The 17,138-nt window shown below is 70.1% G+C and carries 15 protein-coding genes; 9 read left to right on the top strand and 6 right to left on the bottom strand.

Translation table 11 applies throughout. The annotated features are described in order from the left end of the window. Positions 1-24: 24 nt before the first annotated feature. Positions 25-1,356, top strand: coding sequence for a GTPase HflX (hflX, locus tag HNP98_RS06015; RefSeq protein ID WP_173809137.1), 1,332 nt, complete (start codon positions 25-27; stop codon positions 1,354-1,356). 260 nt (positions 1,357-1,616) lie between these two features. On the opposite strand, the gene HNP98_RS06010 is transcribed toward hflX, so the two are convergent. Next, positions 1,617-3,341 carry a M28 family metallopeptidase gene (locus HNP98_RS06010; protein WP_217425664.1) on the bottom strand — a complete coding sequence of 575 codons (1,725 nt, stop codon included), beginning with the start codon at positions 3,339-3,341 and terminating at the stop codon, positions 1,617-1,619. Between the two features lie 134 nt (positions 3,342-3,475). Here HNP98_RS06010 and HNP98_RS06005 point away from each other — a divergent pair, with 134 nt between their 5' ends. Then, entirely contained in the window at positions 3,476-3,664 is a 189-nt protein-coding gene (locus HNP98_RS06005) for a hypothetical protein (RefSeq protein ID WP_173809136.1), read from the top strand. Positions 3,665-3,791: 127 nt separating this feature from the next. On the opposite strand, the gene HNP98_RS06000 is transcribed toward HNP98_RS06005, so the two are convergent. Next, positions 3,792-4,199 (bottom strand): GlcG/HbpS family heme-binding protein, encoded by a 408-nt coding sequence (locus HNP98_RS06000; protein ID WP_173809135.1) that lies wholly within the window; start codon positions 4,197-4,199, stop codon positions 3,792-3,794. A gap of 183 nt (positions 4,200-4,382) precedes the next feature. Here HNP98_RS06000 and HNP98_RS05995 point away from each other — a divergent pair, with 183 nt between their 5' ends. Beyond that, positions 4,383-5,771 (top strand): leucine-rich repeat-containing protein kinase family protein, encoded by a 1,389-nt coding sequence (locus HNP98_RS05995; RefSeq protein WP_173809134.1) that lies wholly within the window; start codon positions 4,383-4,385, stop codon positions 5,769-5,771. Positions 5,772-5,811: 40 nt separating this feature from the next. On the opposite strand, the gene treF is transcribed toward HNP98_RS05995, so the two are convergent. After that, positions 5,812-7,383 carry an alpha,alpha-trehalase TreF gene (gene treF / locus HNP98_RS05990; protein ID WP_173809133.1) on the bottom strand — a complete coding sequence of 524 codons (1,572 nt, stop codon included), beginning with the start codon at positions 7,381-7,383 and terminating at the stop codon, positions 5,812-5,814. 124 nt (positions 7,384-7,507) lie between these two features. Here treF and HNP98_RS05985 point away from each other — a divergent pair, with 124 nt between their 5' ends. The 6 genes from HNP98_RS05985 to HNP98_RS05960 all read left to right on the top strand — a co-directional run bounded on the left by HNP98_RS05985 (position 7,508) and on the right by HNP98_RS05960 (position 15,589). Beyond that, positions 7,508-8,002 (top strand): SixA phosphatase family protein, encoded by a 495-nt coding sequence (locus HNP98_RS05985; RefSeq protein ID WP_173809132.1) that lies wholly within the window; start codon positions 7,508-7,510, stop codon positions 8,000-8,002. Between the two features lie 74 nt (positions 8,003-8,076). Continuing rightward, positions 8,077-11,112 (top strand): sensor histidine kinase, encoded by a 3,036-nt coding sequence (locus tag HNP98_RS05980; RefSeq protein ID WP_173809131.1) that lies wholly within the window; start codon positions 8,077-8,079, stop codon positions 11,110-11,112. Positions 11,113-11,206: 94 nt separating this feature from the next. Then, a complete protein-coding gene (locus HNP98_RS05975; protein ID WP_173809130.1) occupies positions 11,207-11,860 on the top strand; it encodes a response regulator in 654 nt (217 codons plus the stop codon). Positions 11,861-12,173: 313 nt separating this feature from the next. Further along, positions 12,174-12,347, top strand: a complete 174-nt coding sequence (locus HNP98_RS05970) for a hypothetical protein (RefSeq protein ID WP_173809129.1) — start codon at positions 12,174-12,176, stop codon at positions 12,345-12,347. 154 nt (positions 12,348-12,501) lie between these two features. Beyond that, positions 12,502-14,574 (top strand): polyphosphate kinase 1, encoded by a 2,073-nt coding sequence (ppk1, locus tag HNP98_RS05965; protein WP_173809128.1) that lies wholly within the window; start codon positions 12,502-12,504, stop codon positions 14,572-14,574. Between the two features lie 79 nt (positions 14,575-14,653). Continuing rightward, complete coding sequence (locus HNP98_RS05960; protein ID WP_173809127.1) at positions 14,654-15,589, top strand: alpha/beta fold hydrolase; 936 nt, start codon at positions 14,654-14,656, stop codon at positions 15,587-15,589. A 272-nt stretch (positions 15,590-15,861) separates the two neighbouring features. On the opposite strand, the gene HNP98_RS05955 is transcribed toward HNP98_RS05960, so the two are convergent. From HNP98_RS05955 to HNP98_RS05945, 3 genes are all read right to left on the bottom strand, one after another. After that, positions 15,862-16,086, bottom strand: a complete 225-nt coding sequence (locus HNP98_RS05955) for a hypothetical protein (RefSeq protein ID WP_173809126.1) — start codon at positions 16,084-16,086, stop codon at positions 15,862-15,864. Between the two features lie 56 nt (positions 16,087-16,142). Beyond that, positions 16,143-16,499 carry a hypothetical protein gene (locus tag HNP98_RS05950; protein WP_173809125.1) on the bottom strand — a complete coding sequence of 119 codons (357 nt, stop codon included), beginning with the start codon at positions 16,497-16,499 and terminating at the stop codon, positions 16,143-16,145. A gap of 239 nt (positions 16,500-16,738) precedes the next feature. After that, positions 16,739-17,089 carry a hypothetical protein gene (locus HNP98_RS05945; RefSeq protein WP_173809124.1) on the bottom strand — a complete coding sequence of 117 codons (351 nt, stop codon included), beginning with the start codon at positions 17,087-17,089 and terminating at the stop codon, positions 16,739-16,741. Positions 17,090-17,138: the final 49 nt, after the last annotated feature.

Here is a 17,138-nt window from a genome sequence, read left to right as displayed (position 1 = left end):
GGCCGCGCCCATCGCCTTTCCCACATGGCCAACAAACCGAACTCGAACAGCCGCAATACCGGTAGCACCCGCAACTTCAACACCGACACCACCCAGGCCCACACCTCGGCCGGCACGGGCAAGAGCCGCGTGCACGCCACCGCCGCCGAGCACGAAACCGCCGTGCTGGTAAGCGTGCCCCCGCGCCGCCAAACCGAGGCCCAGACCACCGAGTACATGGACGAGCTGGCCTTCCTGATCGAAACCGCCGGGGCCACCGCCACCGAGCGGTTCGTGCAGCGCCTCGAAAAGCCCGACATCCGCAGCTACGTGGGCGAGGGCAAGCTGGGCGAAATCAAGGCTTACGTGAAGCACCACGGCACGAGCATGGTGGTGTTCGACGACGACCTCTCGCCCTCGCAGCTGCGCAACCTGGAGGCCGAGCTGAAGGTGAAAATCGTGGACCGCTCGCTGCTGATTCTGGACATCTTTGCCCTGCGGGCGAAGTCGGCCACGGCCCGCACGCAGGTCGAGCTGGCCCAGTACCAGTACCTGCTGCCCCGCCTCACCGGCCTCTGGACGCACTTGGACAAGCAGCGCGGCGGCGTGGGCATGAAGGGCCCCGGCGAGACGGAAATCGAAACCGACCGCCGCATCGTGCGCGACCGGATTGCCTTCCTCAAGGAGAAGCTCGAAACCCTGGACAAGCAGGCCACCACCCGGCGCAAAGACCGCCAGGGCCTCATCCGCGTGTCGCTGGTGGGCTACACCAACGTGGGCAAAAGCACGCTGATGAACGCGCTGGGCAAGGCCGAGGTATTCGCCGAAAACAAGCTCTTCGCCACCGTCGACGCCACCACCCGCAAGGTGGTGCTGAACAACACGCCGTTCCTGCTTTCCGACACCGTGGGCTTCATCCGCAAGCTGCCCACCAAGCTGATTGAGAGCTTCAAAAGCACCCTCGATGAGATTCGGGAGGCCGACCTGCTGCTGCACGTGGTGGACATTTCGCACCCCAACTTCGAGGAGCAAATCCAGGTGGTGCACGATACGCTGCTCGAAATCGGGGCCGCCGAGAAGCCCGTGCTGCTGGTGTTCAACAAAATCGACCAGTACCGGCCCGACGACATCCCGGCCGACGACTTCGCCGCCGAGGCTGCCGAAGCCGAGCGCCAAACCGCCGCCCGCCCGCCCCTGGCCCAGCTGCAGGCCACCTACATGGCCCAGCTGCACGACCCGGTGGTGTTCGTCTCGGCCCAAACCAAGGAGAACCTCGACGAGCTGCGCCAGCTGCTGGGGCAGCGCGTGGCGGCCCTGCACCAGCAGCGCTACCCGCACCTGGCGGCGGGCGAGTACGGGGAATACGAGGCCGAATAGCCCGGGGCCCCTGTGGGTGGTCTGACTGCGTATAAGAATAAAAAGCTCCCCGCCCGACCATTTGCACGGTCGCGCGGGGAGCTTTTTTACATGCGGTGGGCTGAAACGGGTGGTCCGGCGAATTGCCCGAAGGGCTTCGTCGGGCCACTCTGACTAAAAAACAGCGGCTCCGGGGTATCGCCAGAGTGGCCCGACGAAGCCCTTCGGGCAATTCGCCGGACCACCCCGCTTTAAATCATTCCCTTTTCCAGAAAAGCTACCTATTGCGGCCGGCTTTTCAGGCGCACGGCCCGGAATTCGGAGCTGGCTTTCCACTGCGGGAAGGTGGTTTCGGCGGCCAGCTTCTGGCCGATGCGGAACAGCAGGCGGGCGTCCTGGGCGGCGCCGCGCAGGTCCCACTTGGGGTCGTACTGGTCGGAGGGCTGGTGGTAGTTGTGGGCCTCGAAGTCTTCGCGCTCCTTTTCGGCGAAGGCCTTGCCGTGCAGGCGGCTGTCGAACGAGCCGCTGGCGTAGAGGGCCGGGATGCCCACCTTGGCGAAGCTGAAGTGGTCGGAGCGGTAGAAGCTGCCGGTTTCGGGGTGCTGGTAGGGGATGACGTAGCGGTTTTGCTCCTTGGCGGCGGCCCGGGCGTAGTCGTCCAGGTCCGACTGGCCGTAGCCGGTGATGGTGAGGTCGCGCATGGGCCCGAAGGCCAGCAGCTCGTCCATGTTAATGTCGGCCACCGTGTTAGCCACCGGAAACAGCGGGTGCTGGGCGTAGTAGTCCGAGCCCAGCAGGCCCTGCTCTTCGCCCGTCACGGCCAGGAACACGATGCTGCGCTGCGGCTTCTCCTTGGCTTGCTCGAAGGCGGTGGCAATGGCCAGCAGGCCGGCGCAGCCGCTGGCGTTGTCCAGGGCCCCGTTGTAAATCGAGTCGCCCTTGATGGCCGGGCCGATGCCCAGATGGTCCCAGTGGGCCGAGTAAATAATGTACTCTTTGGGCCGGGTGGCGCCGGGCAGCACGGCCACCACGTTCTTCGAGGTTTTGTAGGTGATTTTGTTGTGCAGCGTGGTCGTCAGGCTCAGGCCCAGCGCCTTGCCCTTGAAGCCGCGCTGGTTGGCGGCGGCGTACAGCGCGTCGTAGTTCTGGCCGGCGGCGGCGAAGATGCGCTTGGCGGCGTCCAGCGTCATCCAGCCTTCGAGGGCCACTTTGCTCGCGCCGTGGTCGGGCGTGGTGGGGTGCAGCTTGGCCCCGCCGTTGCTGCTCTGCACCACCGTCCAGGGGTAGGAGGCGGGCTTGGTGTCGTGGACGATGAGCAGGCCGGTGGCCCCGTGGCGGGCGGCCTCCTCGTACTTGTAGCCCCAGCGGCCGTAGTACGTCATGGCCTTGCCCTGGAACATGGTGGTGTCGTTGCCCGCGTTGCCGGGGTCGTTGATGAGCACCACCACGGTCTTGCCCTTCACGTCGAGGCCGGCGTAGTCGTCCCACTTATACTCGGGGGCCGTCACGCCGTAGCCGGCGAACACCAGCGGCGAATCCTTGATTGCCACCGTGGGCTGCTCGTGCTCGGTGAGGAACATGAAGTCGGTGCGGTACTTGAGGGCCAGGCTTTTGCCGTTGCCGGCCACCGTGGCCACCGAGTCGGGTCGGCCGGCAATTTCCACCAGCGGCACCGGCTGGAAGTAGCTGCCGCCAGGGCCCCCGGGCTTTAGGCCCAGCTTCTTGAACTCGGCGGCCAGGTAGGCGGTGGCCTTGTCTTCGCCCGGCGTGAACGGCCGCCGGCCCTGAAACGCATCCGAGGCCAGCACCTGGATGTGCCGGGCCAGCAGCGCGGGCGTGATGCCGTCGGCGGGCGTGGGCACGCTGGCCGTGTCGGTGGGCGCGGCTTCGGCCGCGGGGGCCCCGGCGGCGGTGTCCGCGGTAGTGGTTTTGCCCTGGCAGCCGGCCAGCAGCAGGCCAGCCACGGCCGGGGCCAGCCAGGCGCGCATCGTCAGTAAGTGCATCATAAGTTGGGAAAAATGATAAATGGTCCCGGCGGGGGCCCGCCGCGAATGTAGGAACCGAACCGCCCGGCGGCGGGCAACGCCCGCCGCGCCCCCGCGTAGAAAGCCCATCTTCTAACCTTAACCTGATTTCACTGATGAGCGATAACACCACACCGGGCAGCACGCTGGGCGACCTGGTTTCGAGCCTATTTGGCGGCAACAAGACCGGCAGCGACGTGGCCAAGGGCTTCACTTCGCGCCACAAGCTGCTGAGCGGCGCGCTGCTGGCCGCCGGGGCCTTCTACCTCTACAAGCGCGTCAAAAACAAGGAAACCGCTTTCTAAGCCGCCTTGCAAAAGCAAGCGGGTTGTCGGACAAATCTTCGCCCGTAAAAAAACCGGCTGGCAAAACGGTCGTGCGGCACTTGCTCCGCACGGCCGTTTTGCCAGCCGGTTTGATTAACCAGCTACCCTAGCGGGGGCCCACGGCGTTGGCCCCGGCCTCGGCCACGGCGTGGTCGTCTTCCACGGTGCTGCCCGACACGCCGATGCCGCCCATCATCAGCCCGCCGTCGCCCTTCAGGGGAATGCCGCCGGGGAAGGTGATGAGGCCGCCGTTGGAGTGCTCGATGCCGAAGAGCGGGCCGCCGGGCTGCGAAAGGCCGCCGATGGCCCCGGTGGGCATGTCGAAGTAGCGGGCCGTTTTGGCCTTCTTGATGGCGATGTCGAGCGAGCCGAGCCAGGCGTCGTCCATGCGAATCAAGGCGACGAGGTTGGCCCCGGCGTCGACCACGGCGATGTTCATTTTCACGCCCATTTCGAGGGCTTTTTCGTGCGCGGCCTGCACGGCGGCTTGTGCTTGTTTGAGGGTGAGACCCATGGTGTGGTGGTGGGGAAGGGGGGTGAGTAAAAAACGTGTGCGCAAGTAACCAAATTTTGGCCCCCCGGGTTGGCCCGGCCCACGCTTTGCGACGATACCCGGCCCGCTTTGCGACAATAGCACCGCCGGCCCCGGGCGGGGCTCCGCCCGAACCGGCCGCCCGCTTTGCCCCACCTTTGCCCCATGCACACCCTCGCCCAACTCCGCGCCGGGGCCCTGGCCGGCCTCACCCGCCTCGATTTATCCGAAGGCCTGACGGAGTTTCCCGCCGAAATTTTTGATTTGGCCGACTCGCTCGAAGTCCTCAACCTGTCGGGCAACGCCCTGTCGGCCCTGCCCGCCGACTTGCCCCGCCTGCACAAGCTGCGCGTGCTATTCTGCTCCGATAATCAATTCACCGAAGTGCCGGCCGTGCTGGGGCAATGCCCGCGGCTGAGCATGGTGGGCTTTAAGGCCAACCGGATTCGGACGCTGCCCGCCGGGGCCCTGCCGCCGGCCCTGCGCTGGCTCATCCTCACGGATAATCAGCTCGAAGCCCTGCCGCCCGAAATCGGGAACTGCGCCAAGCTGCAAAAGCTGCTGCTGGCCGGCAACCGCCTCGCCCACCTGCCCGCCGAGCTGGCGAATTGCACCCGGCTGGAACTGCTGCGCCTGGCCGCCAACCGCCTAACAGCGCTGCCCGCGTGGCTGCCGCAGCTGCCGCGCCTGGCCTGGCTGGCCTACGCCGGCAACCCGTTTTGCGCCGCCACCGAGGCCGCCGTCGAAGCCCGCCACCCCATCGGCACCATCGACTGGGCCGCGCTGGAATTGGAAGAGCAGCTCGGCGAGGGCGCGTCGGGCGTCATCTCCCGGGCCCGGTGGGCGGGGGCCCCGAACGGCCCCCGGGAAGTGGCGGTGAAAGTGTTCAAGGGCGCGGTAACCAGCGACGGGCTGCCGCAGAGCGAGCTGGCAGCCTGTATCAGCGCCGGTACCCACGCTAACCTGATTCCCGTGCTCGGCAAAATCGGCCACCACCCCGCCGGGGCCCAGGGCCTGGTACTGGCGCTGGTGGGCCCGGAATACGGCAACCTGGCCGGCCCGCCCAGCCTGGCCACCTGCACCCGCGACGTGTACGCGCCCGGCACCGCCTTCGGCCTGGCGGCCGTGCTGCGCCTGGCGCGGGGCGTGGCCGCGGCCACCGCGCACCTGCACGCCCAGGGCATCCTGCACGGCGATTTGTACGCCCACAACATCCTCCACGCCCCCGACGGCACCGCCCTGCTCGGCGACTTCGGGGCCGCCGGCTTCTTCGACCCCGCTGGCCCCGGGGCCCCCGCCCTGCAACGCCTGGAGGCGCGGGCCTTCGCCTGCCTGCTCGACGAGCTGCTGAACCACTGCAACGCGCCCGCCACCTCGCAGGTGGTGCGGGCCCTGCGCGAGGTGCAGCGCCGCTGCGCCCAGCCCCGGGTGGCCGACCGGCCGCTGTTTGCCGAAATTGAGGCGGCGCTGGCCGCCGCCGGCAGCGCCGGCCGCCGCGCTCCCGCCGGCCCCCCGGAAGCCGCAGAAACCGCAGAACCCGTGCCCCAGCAGTAGCGCCGTAGCGCCGTAGCGCCGCATCGGGGCGCGGCGGCCGCTACTGCCCCGGGGCGGCGGCCGGGTAGTGGTTCAGCAGGTTCAGCAGCACGCCGTTGGTCCAGCCGAAGCCGTCTTGCAGGGGGTACTCGCCACCGCCGGCCTTCAGCTGGGTGTCCACCACGTTGTACTTCTCCAGCAGCTTGCCGGTTTGCTCGAACACACGCACGTTCAGGGCGGTCCAGCGCTGGGCCACGGTGCGGGCCAGCGCGGGCTGCTGGTAGCGGGCCAGGCCCTGCACGGCCAGCCACTGCAAGGGGGCCCAGGCGTTGGGCGCGTCCCACTGCTGGCGGGTGGTGGCCAGGGTGGTGGCCAGCCCCCCGGGCTTGAGAAAATCCTTGCCCAACTTGGCCGCCACCAACTGGGCCTGGGGCGCGGTGGCCAGCCCGAAGGCCAGCGGGTACACGCCGGCCAGCGTGGGCTGCGGGGCCGGGCGGCGCGTGCGCCAGTTGTAGTCCACGAACCAGCCCAGCTGCGGGCTCCAGCAGCGGGCCAGCACGGCCCGGGCGCGGCGGGCGGCGGCGGTTTGGAAGTCGCGGGCCCGCGCGGCGTTGCCTTGCAGGGCGTAGGTGCGGGCCAGCAGCTGCTCGGTGCGGTAGAGCAGGCAGTTGAGGTCGACCGGCACCAAGTCGGTGGTTTGGATGGAGGCCAGCGTGCCGGCCGGCCCGAACCAGCGGCTGCTGAAGTCCCAGCCCGAGGCGGCGGCGGCCCGCACGTTGCGGTAGAACTGCGCGGCCGGCTGCGCACTCAGCTGTTGGGCGGCCACGTCTTCGGCGTACGACTCCTCGCGGGGCGCGGTGCTGGCGTCCCAGTAGCGGTTGAGCAGGGTGCCGTCGGGCAGGCGCACCACGGGGCCCCGGGCCTGGCCGGCGGGCACGGCGGCGGCGTCGGCCATCCAGTAGCAGTACTCGCGCAGCAGCGGGGCCTGGTAGCGCAGCAGCACGGTGTCGCCCTCGGTCTGGGCCAGCAGGGCCACCATCGCCCCAAAAAACGGCGGCTGCGAGCGGGTGAGGTAGTAGGTGCGGTTGCCGTTGGGCACGAAGCCGTAGCGCCCGATCAGGTAGGCGAAGTTGTCGAGCATGTGCCGCACCAGGGCCAGGCGGTGGCTTTCCACCAGGCCCAGCATGGTGAAGTACGAGTCCCAGTAGTACACCTCGCGGAAGCGCCCGCCGGGCACGATGTATGGGTGCGGCAGCGGCACCAGCGACGAGCCCGCGGGCAGCGCCGCGTCGTCGGCGCGGCGGGCCAGCACCGTCCACAGCGTGTCGAGGTGGTGGCGGATGCCGGCCGGCACGTCGCTCTGGTAGCCGCCGGCCGCCGCCCCGGGGGCCCGGAAGTGGGCGTCGGCGAAGGCCTTCAGGTCGAAGCCCGGGCGGGTGTGCTCGGCCTGGTAGGCCTGCTCGATGGCGGCGGGCGGCTGCAAGGGCGTCGCGTCCACGAAGGTTTTGCCGTCGGCGTACACGTGGCCGAGCTGCACGGCCTCGAACAGGCCCGGGTAGAGCTGCCGGGGCGAGGGCTGCCCGGCGGCGCGGCCGGCGCCCAGCAGCAGGGCGGCGAAAAACAGGTGTTTCATGAGCGGGCGAGGGTGGGAGGCCCGGAAGATAGGGCCGTTTCGGGCCCGGGGCCCCGCCCCGCGTTAATAAATAGTAACGTTGCGGCAACCTTACGCCGCGCGCCGCCGCGCTAGCTTCGCCCCCATGAAAACGCTTTACCTGCTCCGCCACGCCAAGTCCAGCTGGAGCTTCGACGACCTCACCGACCAGGAACGCCCCCTCAACGACCGGGGCCGCGACGACGCCCCGCGCATGGGCCAGGCCCTGGCCCGGCGCGGCATCGTGCTCGACGCGCTGGTCAGCTCCTCGGCGGTGCGGGCCCTGAGCACGGCCGTGCTGGTGGCCCGCGAGCTGAAGTTTCCGCACGAGAAAATCACCGTGGAGCCCGCCATCTACCGCGCCGACGCCGATGCCCTGGTGGCCCTCGTGCAGGCCCTGCCCGCCGCGGCCGACGCGGTGCTGCTCGTGGGCCACAACCCCACCATCACCGACGCGGCCAACGCCCTCTCCCCCACTTCTTTCAACGAGCTGCCCACGGCCGCCGTTGTCTGCCTGCGCTTCAGCACCGACACCTGGGAAGCGGCCAGCCGCGCCAACGCCGAGTTTTACTTCTACGACTACCCGAAGAACGCGGGGTAGGGCCCGCCCCCCGGCGGCGCTGGCCCCGGTGGTAGTACATTCGCTTTTAAACCAAGCGTTTACTCTGCCTGCCGATGACGCACGCCCGGGCTTCAATCGCAACGTGGTACGGCGGGGCCCTGCTGCTGGCGCTGGCCGGCCCGGCCCGCGCCCAGGGCCCCGCCGGCCGGCTGCTGACCACCGCCGACGGCCTGGCCGACAACACCGTGCAGTGCATTGCCCAGGACCGGCAGGGCTTCCTGTGGGTGGGCACCCAGGACGGGCTGAGCCGCTACGACGGCAGCGCTTTCCGCACGTTTCGGGCCGATGCGCGGCAGCCGGGGGCGCTGGCCGGCAACTTCGTGCGGGCCCTGGCCCCCGACGCGGCCCGCGGCGGCCTGTGGGTGGGCACCGGCAGCGGCGTGTGCTACTACGAGCCGCGCACCGAGCGCTTTGCCCGCGTGCCCGCCGATTCTTCGGCCAGCTACTTCGTGAACGCCCTGCTGCCCGACCCGGCGGGCGGCGTCTGGATTGGCACCGAAACCGGGCTGTGGCGCTACGCCCCCGCCCGCCGGCAGCTGGCCCGCTACCAATACGTTGCCGCTGGGGCAGCGGCCAGCGCCGGCCGGCGCAACTCGGTGCGGGCCCTGGCCCGCGACGGCGCGGGCACCCTGTGGGCCGGCACCGGCGAGGGCCGGCTTTGCCGCTTCGACGCCGCCACCGGCACCCTGCGCCCCGAGCCCCGCTACGGCCCCCCGGGCCCGGCCCCGCTGAGCGCCCTGGCCGCCGCGCCCGGCGGCGGCCTGTGGGCCGGCACCGAAGCCGGGGGCCTGCGCTACCTGCCGCCCGGCGGGCCGGCCGTCGAGGTCATCAGGCCCCGGCCCGGCGGCCCGGCCGTGCGCGGCATTTGGGTGGACGCCCGGGGCGGGGCGTGGGTGGCCACGGCGGCCGGCCTGCGCTGCTGGCCGGCCCCGCCCGGGCCAGCCGCAGCGGGCCCCGGCCCGCTGCGGCTGGCCGGCGACGTGCAGGCGCTGGGGCCCGACCGCACCGGCCAGCTGTGGGCGGGCACCAGCGCGGGCCTGCGCCGGCTCGACACCCGCCCCTCGCCGTTTGCCCGGCTGGCCCCCGCCGCCACGGGCCCCGTGTGGGCGGTGGCCGCGGCCCCCGGCGGCCTGTGGGTGGGCACCGAGCAGCAGGGGCTGCTCCGCCTCGACCCGCGCACCGGGGCCGTGGCCGAGCGCCTGCGCCACCGCCCCCGGGACCCCGCCAGCCTGGCCGACGACTACGTGCGGTGCGTGCTGCCCGACGCCGCCGGGGGCCTGTGGGCCGGCACCCAGCACCAGGGGCTCGACTACCGCCCGCCCGGGGCCGCCGGCTTCCGGCACTTCCGGCACGCGGCGGCCCAGGCCGCCTCGCTGGCCGACGATTTTGTGCGCTGCCTCTACCGCGACCCGCGCGACGGGGCCCTGTGGGTGGGCACCGAGGGCGGCCTGAGCCGCTTGGCGGACGAAAAAAATGGCCGCTTCGTGACGTACCGCCACCGGGCCGGCGACCCGCGCGGCCTGCCCAACAACTTCGTGCGCTGCGTGCTGCGCGACCGCGCCGGCCGCCTGTGGGTGGGCACCGGCGGCGGGGGCCTCTGCCGGCTCGACGACCCCGCCACCGGGCGCTTCACGGCCTTTACCGCCAACGCCCGCGACGCGCGCAGCCTGCCCGGCAACTTCGTGCGGGCCCTGTGCCTCGACGCCGCCGGCCGCCTCTGGGTGGGCACGGAAGACGGCGGCCTGGCCCGCCTCGACGACGCCCGCACCGGGCGCTTCACCGCGTTTGGCGAAGCCCAGGGCCTGCCCAACGGCGTGGTGTACGCCGTGGTGCCCGACTCGGCGGCCTTGGCCCTGTGGGTGAGCACCAACCGGGGCCTGGCCCGCCTCGACCTGGCCACCGACCGCCTGACCGCCTTCGACGCCCGCGACGGCCTGCCCCAGGACGAGTACAACGCCGGCGCGGCCGGCCAGGGCCCCGGCGGCCGCTTCTACTTCGGCGGGCCGGGGGGGCTGGTGGGCTTCCGGGCCGCCGCCTTGCCGCCGCCGCCGGCCCCACCGGTGCTGCTCACCGGCCTGCGCCGCATGAACCAGGCCGTGACGCTGCCCGACACGGCCGTGGGCCAGCGCCGCCTGCTGCGCCTGGGCCCCCGCGACTACGTGCTGACGCTGGACTTCGCGGCCCTGGACCTGCGCCGGGCAAGCCGCTACCGGCTGTTTTACCAACTCGAAGGCTTCGACCCCGACTGGGTTGCGGCCGGCCCCCGGCGCGAGGCCACCTACACCAACCTCGGCCCCGGCCAGTACACGTTTCGGGTGCGGGGGGCCGGCGCGCCGCCCGGCGCGGGGGCGGCCCTGCGCCTGGTGGTGGCCCCGCCCTGGTACGGCACCTGGTGGTTCCGGGCGCTGGCGGCGGGCGCGGCGGCGGGCGCGGCCTGGCTGGCCTACCGCCAGCGCGTGGGCCAGCTGCTGGCCCTGGAGCGGGTGCGCCACCGCATTGCCCGCGACCTGCACGACGACATGGGCTCGACGCTGAGCAGCATCAACCTGCTCAGCGAGCTGGCCCGCCAGCACCAGCTGGGCCAGCGCCCCGCGCAGGCCGCCGGCCTGCTCACCCAAATCCAGGACGCCTCGCGCCAGATGCTCGACGCCATGGACGACATCGTGTGGGCCATCAACCCGGCCCACGACGGCATGGCCGACGTCACGGCCCGGATGCGGGCCTTCGCCGCCGAGCTGCTGGAGGCCCGCGGCATGGCCCTGGCCTTCGACGTGGACCCCGCTGTGGGGGCCCTGCGCCTGCCCATGGAGCGCCGCCGCGAGTTCTTCCTGGTCTTCAAGGAGGCCGTCAACAACGTGGCCAAGTACGCCGGCGGCCAGCACGCCCGCGTGGCGCTCACCTACGCCCCCGGCCAGCTCTCGCTGCTGGTGGCCGACGACGGCGTGGGCTTCGACCCCGCCGCGCCCGCGCGGGGCGGCGGCCACGGCCTGGCCAACATGCGGGCCCGCGCCGCCGCCCTGCGCGGCGAGCTGACCCTGACTTCGGCCCCCGGCCGGGGCACGGCGGTGCGGCTGCGGCTGCCGCTGTAGCGCCGGGGCGGGCGGCTCAGTACCACATGTTTATGTGGTTGCGCCGGGCGCGGGCCCGCCTTACCTTCACCGGGCACCCGCCGCCCCCCGCCCGATGGACCCCACCCGCCTGGTTCTGTACGAAGACAACGCCGGCCTGCGGGCCAGCCTGGGCGCGTTTCTGGCCGGGGCCCCGGGGCTGCTGCTGGTGGGCGAGTTTGCCTCGTGCGCGCAGGCCGGGGCCGACGCGGCCCGCCTGCGGCCCGACGTGGTGCTGATGGACATCGACATGCCCGACTGCTCGGGCATCGAGGGCCTGCGGCGGGTGAAGGCCGCCGCCCCGGCCACCCTGGTGGTGATGCTGACCGTGTTCGAGGACAACGACCGGGTGTTCGACGCCATTTGCGCCGGGGCCGACGGCTACCTGCTGAAGAAAACCCCGCCCGCCCGCCTGCTCGAGGCCATTGCCGAAGTGCGGGCCGGCGGGGCCCCCATGACGCCCGTGGTGGCCCGGCAGGTGCTGCGCCTGTTTCCGCGGCCGGGAGCCGCCCGCTCCCCGGCCGCGGCCTCCGAAGCCCCCCCCCTCAGCGCCCGCGAGCTGGAAATCCTGGGCCTGCTGGTGGAAGGCTACAGCTACAAGATGATTGCCGCCCGGTGCTTCATCAGCCTCGACACGGTGCGCTCGCACATCAAAAAAATCTACGAGAAGCTGCACGTGCGCTCCAGCACGGAAGCCGTGAGCAAGGCCCTGCGCGAGGGCCTGGCCTGAGGGGCCCCGCCCGGCAGGCCGCCCGGCCGGCCAGGCAGCATCGAATCACATGAATATGTGATTGACAGCATTTAATCGGGGCCCTACCTTCGTTAAGGTGGTCAAGCAGTTGATAACCAAGATGAAATTTTACCAGCCTTGCCCGCCCGCTGGCCTTTGCGGCGGGTGCCTCCCTTCCTTTTTTCAGCTATGTGCTACTATACTATTCCCCTGGCCAGCGGCCAGGTGCTGGTCGTGTTTCGGCCCAAGTAGGCCGGGCCGCCCGGCCCGGCCCCAGGGTTTTTTGCCCGTCTCCACCCCTCCCTTCTTTGCTATGGAAACCTTCGTTCCTTTCCCTTCGGGGCCGGCCGCGCTGACGGCGGCCCGCTTTTACGCCCGCCCCACGGCCGCCCCCGAGCCCGCCGCTGGCCCGCACTGGTCGTGGTGGCTGTTTTTGCTCGGCGTGCTGGCCTGCACTTTCGCGGGGCCGGCGTGCGCCCTGGGCTAGGCGGCCCATTTGGCGGCCAACGCCCGGCCCCACAACGCGCTGGCGGGCCTTGGCGCCCCCCGCCGGCCGGGGGTAACAAAAGGGTAACGCATCGCGGGGCGGGCGGGCCCCGGCGGGACTGCTGGCGGGGCGGGCGCTGGCTGATATTTGCGGGATGAAAACCCTTTCCCGCGACCTGAGCTGGCTGCGCTTCAACGCCCGCGTGCTGCAAGAGGCCCAGTCCGACGCGGTGCCGCTGCTGGAGCGCCTCAAGTTCCTGGCCATTTTCAGCAGCAACCTCGACGAGTTTTTCAAGGTGCGGGTGGCCACGCTGCGGCGGCTGGTCAAGCTCAAGAAAAAAACCCGCGCCCAGCTCGAGGAGAGCCCCCGGCGGCAGCTCAAGGCGGTGCTGGCCGAGGTGCAGCGCCAGCAGGAGGCCTTCGGGGCCACCTACCGCGAGCAGCTGCTGCCGGCCCTCGCGGCGGCCCGTATCCACCTGCTGGGCGAGGCCGCGCTGAGCGCCGCGCAGCGGGCCTGGGTGCTGGAATATTTTGCGGAATCGGTGCGCGACCTGCTCTCGCCGGTGGGGCTCGACGACACCCTGCACCACCTGTTTTTGAAGGACCAGGCGGTGTACCTCACCTTTTTTCTGACGAAGCCCCGCGCCGCGCCGGGCAAGGGCAAGGGCAAGGGCCCCGAAGCCGAGCGGGTGCTGGTGCTGGAGCTGCCCACCAAGCGCCACGGCGGCCGCTTCGTGCAGCTGCCGGCGGTGGGCGACGAGCGCTACGTGATGTTCCTGGACGACGTTATCCGGGCGGGGGCCCCCGGCCTGTTTCCGGCCTACGCCGGGGTGGCGGTGCACGCCGTGAAGCTGAGCCGCGACGCCGAGCTGGACCTGGAAGACGAGGTGAGCGACGATTTGCTGGCCAAAATCCGCAGCAGCCTGGCCAAGCGCGCCACCGGCTACCCGGCCCGCCTGCTCTACGACCCCGAACTGCCCCGCGAGGTGCTGCGGGCCCTCAAAGCCAAAACCGGCATCACCGACGACGAGCTGGTGGCGGGCAGCCGCTACCACAACTTCCGCGACTTTTTCGGCTTTCCCGGCTTCGGGCCGGCCGACTTGTGCTACCCCGCCCGGCCGCCCCTGCCCCACCCCACGCTGCCGCGCACGGGCTCCCTGCTGGCCGCCATCGGCCGGCGCGACCACCTGCTGCACCTGCCCTACCAGCCCTTCGACTACGTGACGCGCCTGCTGCGCGAGGCCGCCGCCGACCCGCAGGTGTCGGCCGTGGCCATCACCCTCTACCGGGTGGCCGCCAAAAGCGCCGTGGCCAAGGCCCTGCTGAAAGCCGTGAAAAACGGCAAGCAGGTGACGGTGGTGGTGGAGCTGAAGGCCCGCTTCGACGAGGAAGCCAACATCCACTGGGCCGAGAAGCTGCAACGCGCCGGGGCCCACGTCATCTTCACGCCGCCCGAGCAGAAGGTGCACGCCAAGCTGCTGCTCATTACCCGGCGCGAGGCGGCCGAAACCACCCGCCGCTACGCCTACCTCAGCACCGGCAACTTCAACGAGGACACCGCCGCGCTCTACACCGACCACGGCCTGTTCACGGCCGACGAGCGGCTGACGCGCGAGGTGGCCGCCGTGTTCGCCTACTGCCACGACCGCCAAACCCCGCCCGTGCTCGAGCACCTGCTGCTGGCCCCCTTCGCGCTGCGCGACCGCCTGACCGAGCTGGTGGACCACGAAATCAAGTTGGCCCACAAGGGCCAGCCAGCGTCCATCATCCTCAAAATCAACGCCCTGCAAGACCCTGGCCTCATTACTAAGCTTTACGCCGCCAGCAAAGCCGGCGTGCGTGTCGAGTTGATTGTGCGCGGCATTGGCTGCCTGGTGCCGGGCCAGCCCGAGCTGAGTGAAAACATTGCCCAGCGCGGCCTCGTGGACCGCAACCTGGAGCACAGCCGGGTGTACGTGTTCGGCAACGGCGGCGCGGAAAAAGTGTTCGTCTCGTCGGCCGACTGGATGACGCGCAACCTTGACCGCCGGGTGGAGGTGGCCTTCCCGCTCTTCGACGAAACCCTGCGGGCCGAGGTGCGCCAGCTGCTCGATTTCCAGCGCGCAGACAACGTGAAGGCCCGCGACTTCGACAATTGCTTCATCGGCCCCGAGCCCGCCGACGCGCCCCGCGTGCGGGCCCAGGAAGCCACCTACCAGTGGCTGAAGAAGCGCAAGCGGCGGCCGTAGCGGTGCCCCCGGCATTAATATACGAAATATTTCGTACTTATGTGCGCCAGTTCCCCAACGCTCATTCAGCCCGTCTTCCATGCCTGCTTATTTGCTTTGCTTCAAGTTTTTGTGCCGCCCCGCGCCTACTCTGAGAGCCGTATTCTTCCTGGGCCTGCTGCTCGGTTGCGGGCGGGCCTTTGCGCAGAGCCCCGCCGCCAAAGAAGCCGCCTACGAGCGTTTGCAAAAGACGACCACTTACGGCCGGGACGCCAAAGCGGGCAAGTTTTACCGCCTCCGGGGGTTTGGCATGTACTGCGAGGTGTACGGGGCGGGGCCGCCGCTGCTGCTCATCCACGGCAACGGGAGCAGCATCAGCGCGTTTGCAAAGCAAATTCCGTACTTCGCCAAAACCTACCGGGTCATCGTAGCCGACAGCCGGGGGCACGGCAAATCGGTGAACCGGATTGATTCGCTTTCATACGAGATGATGGCCGACGACTACGCGGCCCTGCTAACGGCGTTGCACGTCGATTCGGCCCGGGTGCTGGGCTGGAGCGACGGGGGCATCAACGGGCTGCTGCTGGCCATCCGGCACCCCGAAAAAGTGAAAATGCTGGCCGTGACGGGGGCCAACCTGCGCCCCGACACCACGGCCGTCGAGCCCGACGTGCTCCGGCGCGTGACGCGCACGTACACGAAGTTCAACGCGCTGTTCAAGCAGCCGCAGCCGAAAACCCCGCTGGACTCGCTGGTGCACAAGTACTTCCGGCTGCTGGTGGAGCAGCCCCACATCTCCCGGGCCGCGCTCCACCAGATTGCCGTTCCTACGCTCGTCATCGGCGGCGACCACGACGTGATTCGCCCGGCCCACACGCTGGAAATCTTTGCCAGCCTCCGCCAAGCGTACCTATGGATTCTGCCCAACTCCGGGCACAGCACGCTGGTGGCGTACGCCGAGGAATTCAACAAGACCGTGGATGCCTTCTTCAAAACCCCGTACCGGAAAATTGAGGACCGGGCCCGGGAGTTCTGAGTGGCGTGGTAAGCTCAGCTGCGCGGCCATGCGTTTTGAAGCCAGCACTTGCTTACCCCCCCCGTTTCGCTTCTCCCTCCAGGATTAAGTTTGCGCAGCAGCTGCTAGAGCGGCTGGCGCGGCTGAGGGAAGCCTCGGCGCCAACTTAAAATGGCGCAGGGCTTAACGCGTGAAGGCATAACCACTCGCCGGGCCCCGGCTACGCCAACGGCCCCGCCCTTCGGGCGAAAGGCGGGGCCGTTGGCGTAGCCGGGGCGGCGGGGCCCCGGCGGCTAGTGGCCGCGGTGGTCATCGTGGCGGTGCTGGGCTTCCCAGCGGGCCCGCTCCTGGTCGCGGCGGCGCTCCAGGTCGCGCTGCTCGCGCTCGTAGCGGATGCGTTCCGTGCGCGACATGTGGCGCGGGTCGTGGTCACGGTCGAAAGGAGCGGCCGAAGCGGCCGTGGCAGTGGCGGCCAGCAGGCCCAGGGCGGTAACGAACGAAAGCAGGGCAGTTTTCATGGGGATGGGGTTAAGGGGGTTGAAAAGATGAAAGGAAACGAAAAGCGGTGAAGTAGTTACAAGTGGATTTGGATGGCCACGGCCACGGGGCGGCGCGGCTGGGGCTGGGGCTGCGGATAAGCCCGCTGCGGGTAGGCTACCTGCGCGGGCTCGTAGCCGTAGCGCGGGCCGCGGTCGTCGCGGTTGGAAGCGCGGTCGTAGCGGTAGGCCGCGCGGCGGTCTTGCTCCCGCCGGTAGTCCGGGCGGGGGCCGCGGTCGTAGTCCCCGTCAAAACGGTGGTCGCCGTAGTGGGCCGGGCCCTGCGCCACGGGCGGGCGGCGGGGGCCCTCCTGGTTCGTAGCAGGGGCAGCGAAGGCGCTGGCGGCCGTAAGCAAAGCAGCGGCGGCAAACGAGGCAGACAGGATATTTTTCATGGCGTTTTACGATAAAGTGTTTAAAAGACAGCTGGTTGTGATACCAAAAACCAGCAACCGCTGCCTAAACTACCTTATGCAAACCCACGGCCGGAAATGGCCCCAGCGGAAAATCTCCGGGCGTAGGCCCCCAAAACCTCGACCAGTAGCCCGGATGTCCAGACCCTGCCGCCGTAATGGCCGCGCTGGCCGGGGCCCGGCCCGGGTTCGGCAAGCCCGGGCCCCGCTGGGGCACGCGGTTAGTACCGGCAATCGGTCCAGTGCAGGAGCTGGCCGTGAAAGGGCATCTGGTCCGCGAAAAAGGCCAGTAGCGCGGCCGCCGTGGCAAACCCATCGGCCCGGGCCAGTACCAGCAGCTCGGCCGGGCCCAGCGGGCGGCCGTCGATGCGCAGCCCGGTGGCCGTCAGCTCCACCTCCTGCACCCGCACGATGGGCCAGGGGCCCCAGAACTCGTAGCAATCCGGCTGCTGGGCCCGGGCGCAGAACTGCGCCACCGCTCCCATCCGCCACCGCTGCCCTGACCGGATGGTGTGGATTTTGGTGCCCGCCACGATGGCGGGGATGAAGGCTTCGTTGAAACCAAGAACCATGAGCGGGCGGGTTGGGGGCCCAAAATTACGCGGCAGGGCCCCGGGGAAC

The organism is Hymenobacter caeli (assembly GCF_013294115.1).
In the GTDB taxonomy this organism is placed as follows: Bacteria; Bacteroidota; Bacteroidia; order Cytophagales; family Hymenobacteraceae; genus Hymenobacter; species Hymenobacter caeli.
Note: the sequence above shows the minus strand (reverse complement) of the source record. Positions and strands in the feature narration are given on the sequence as shown.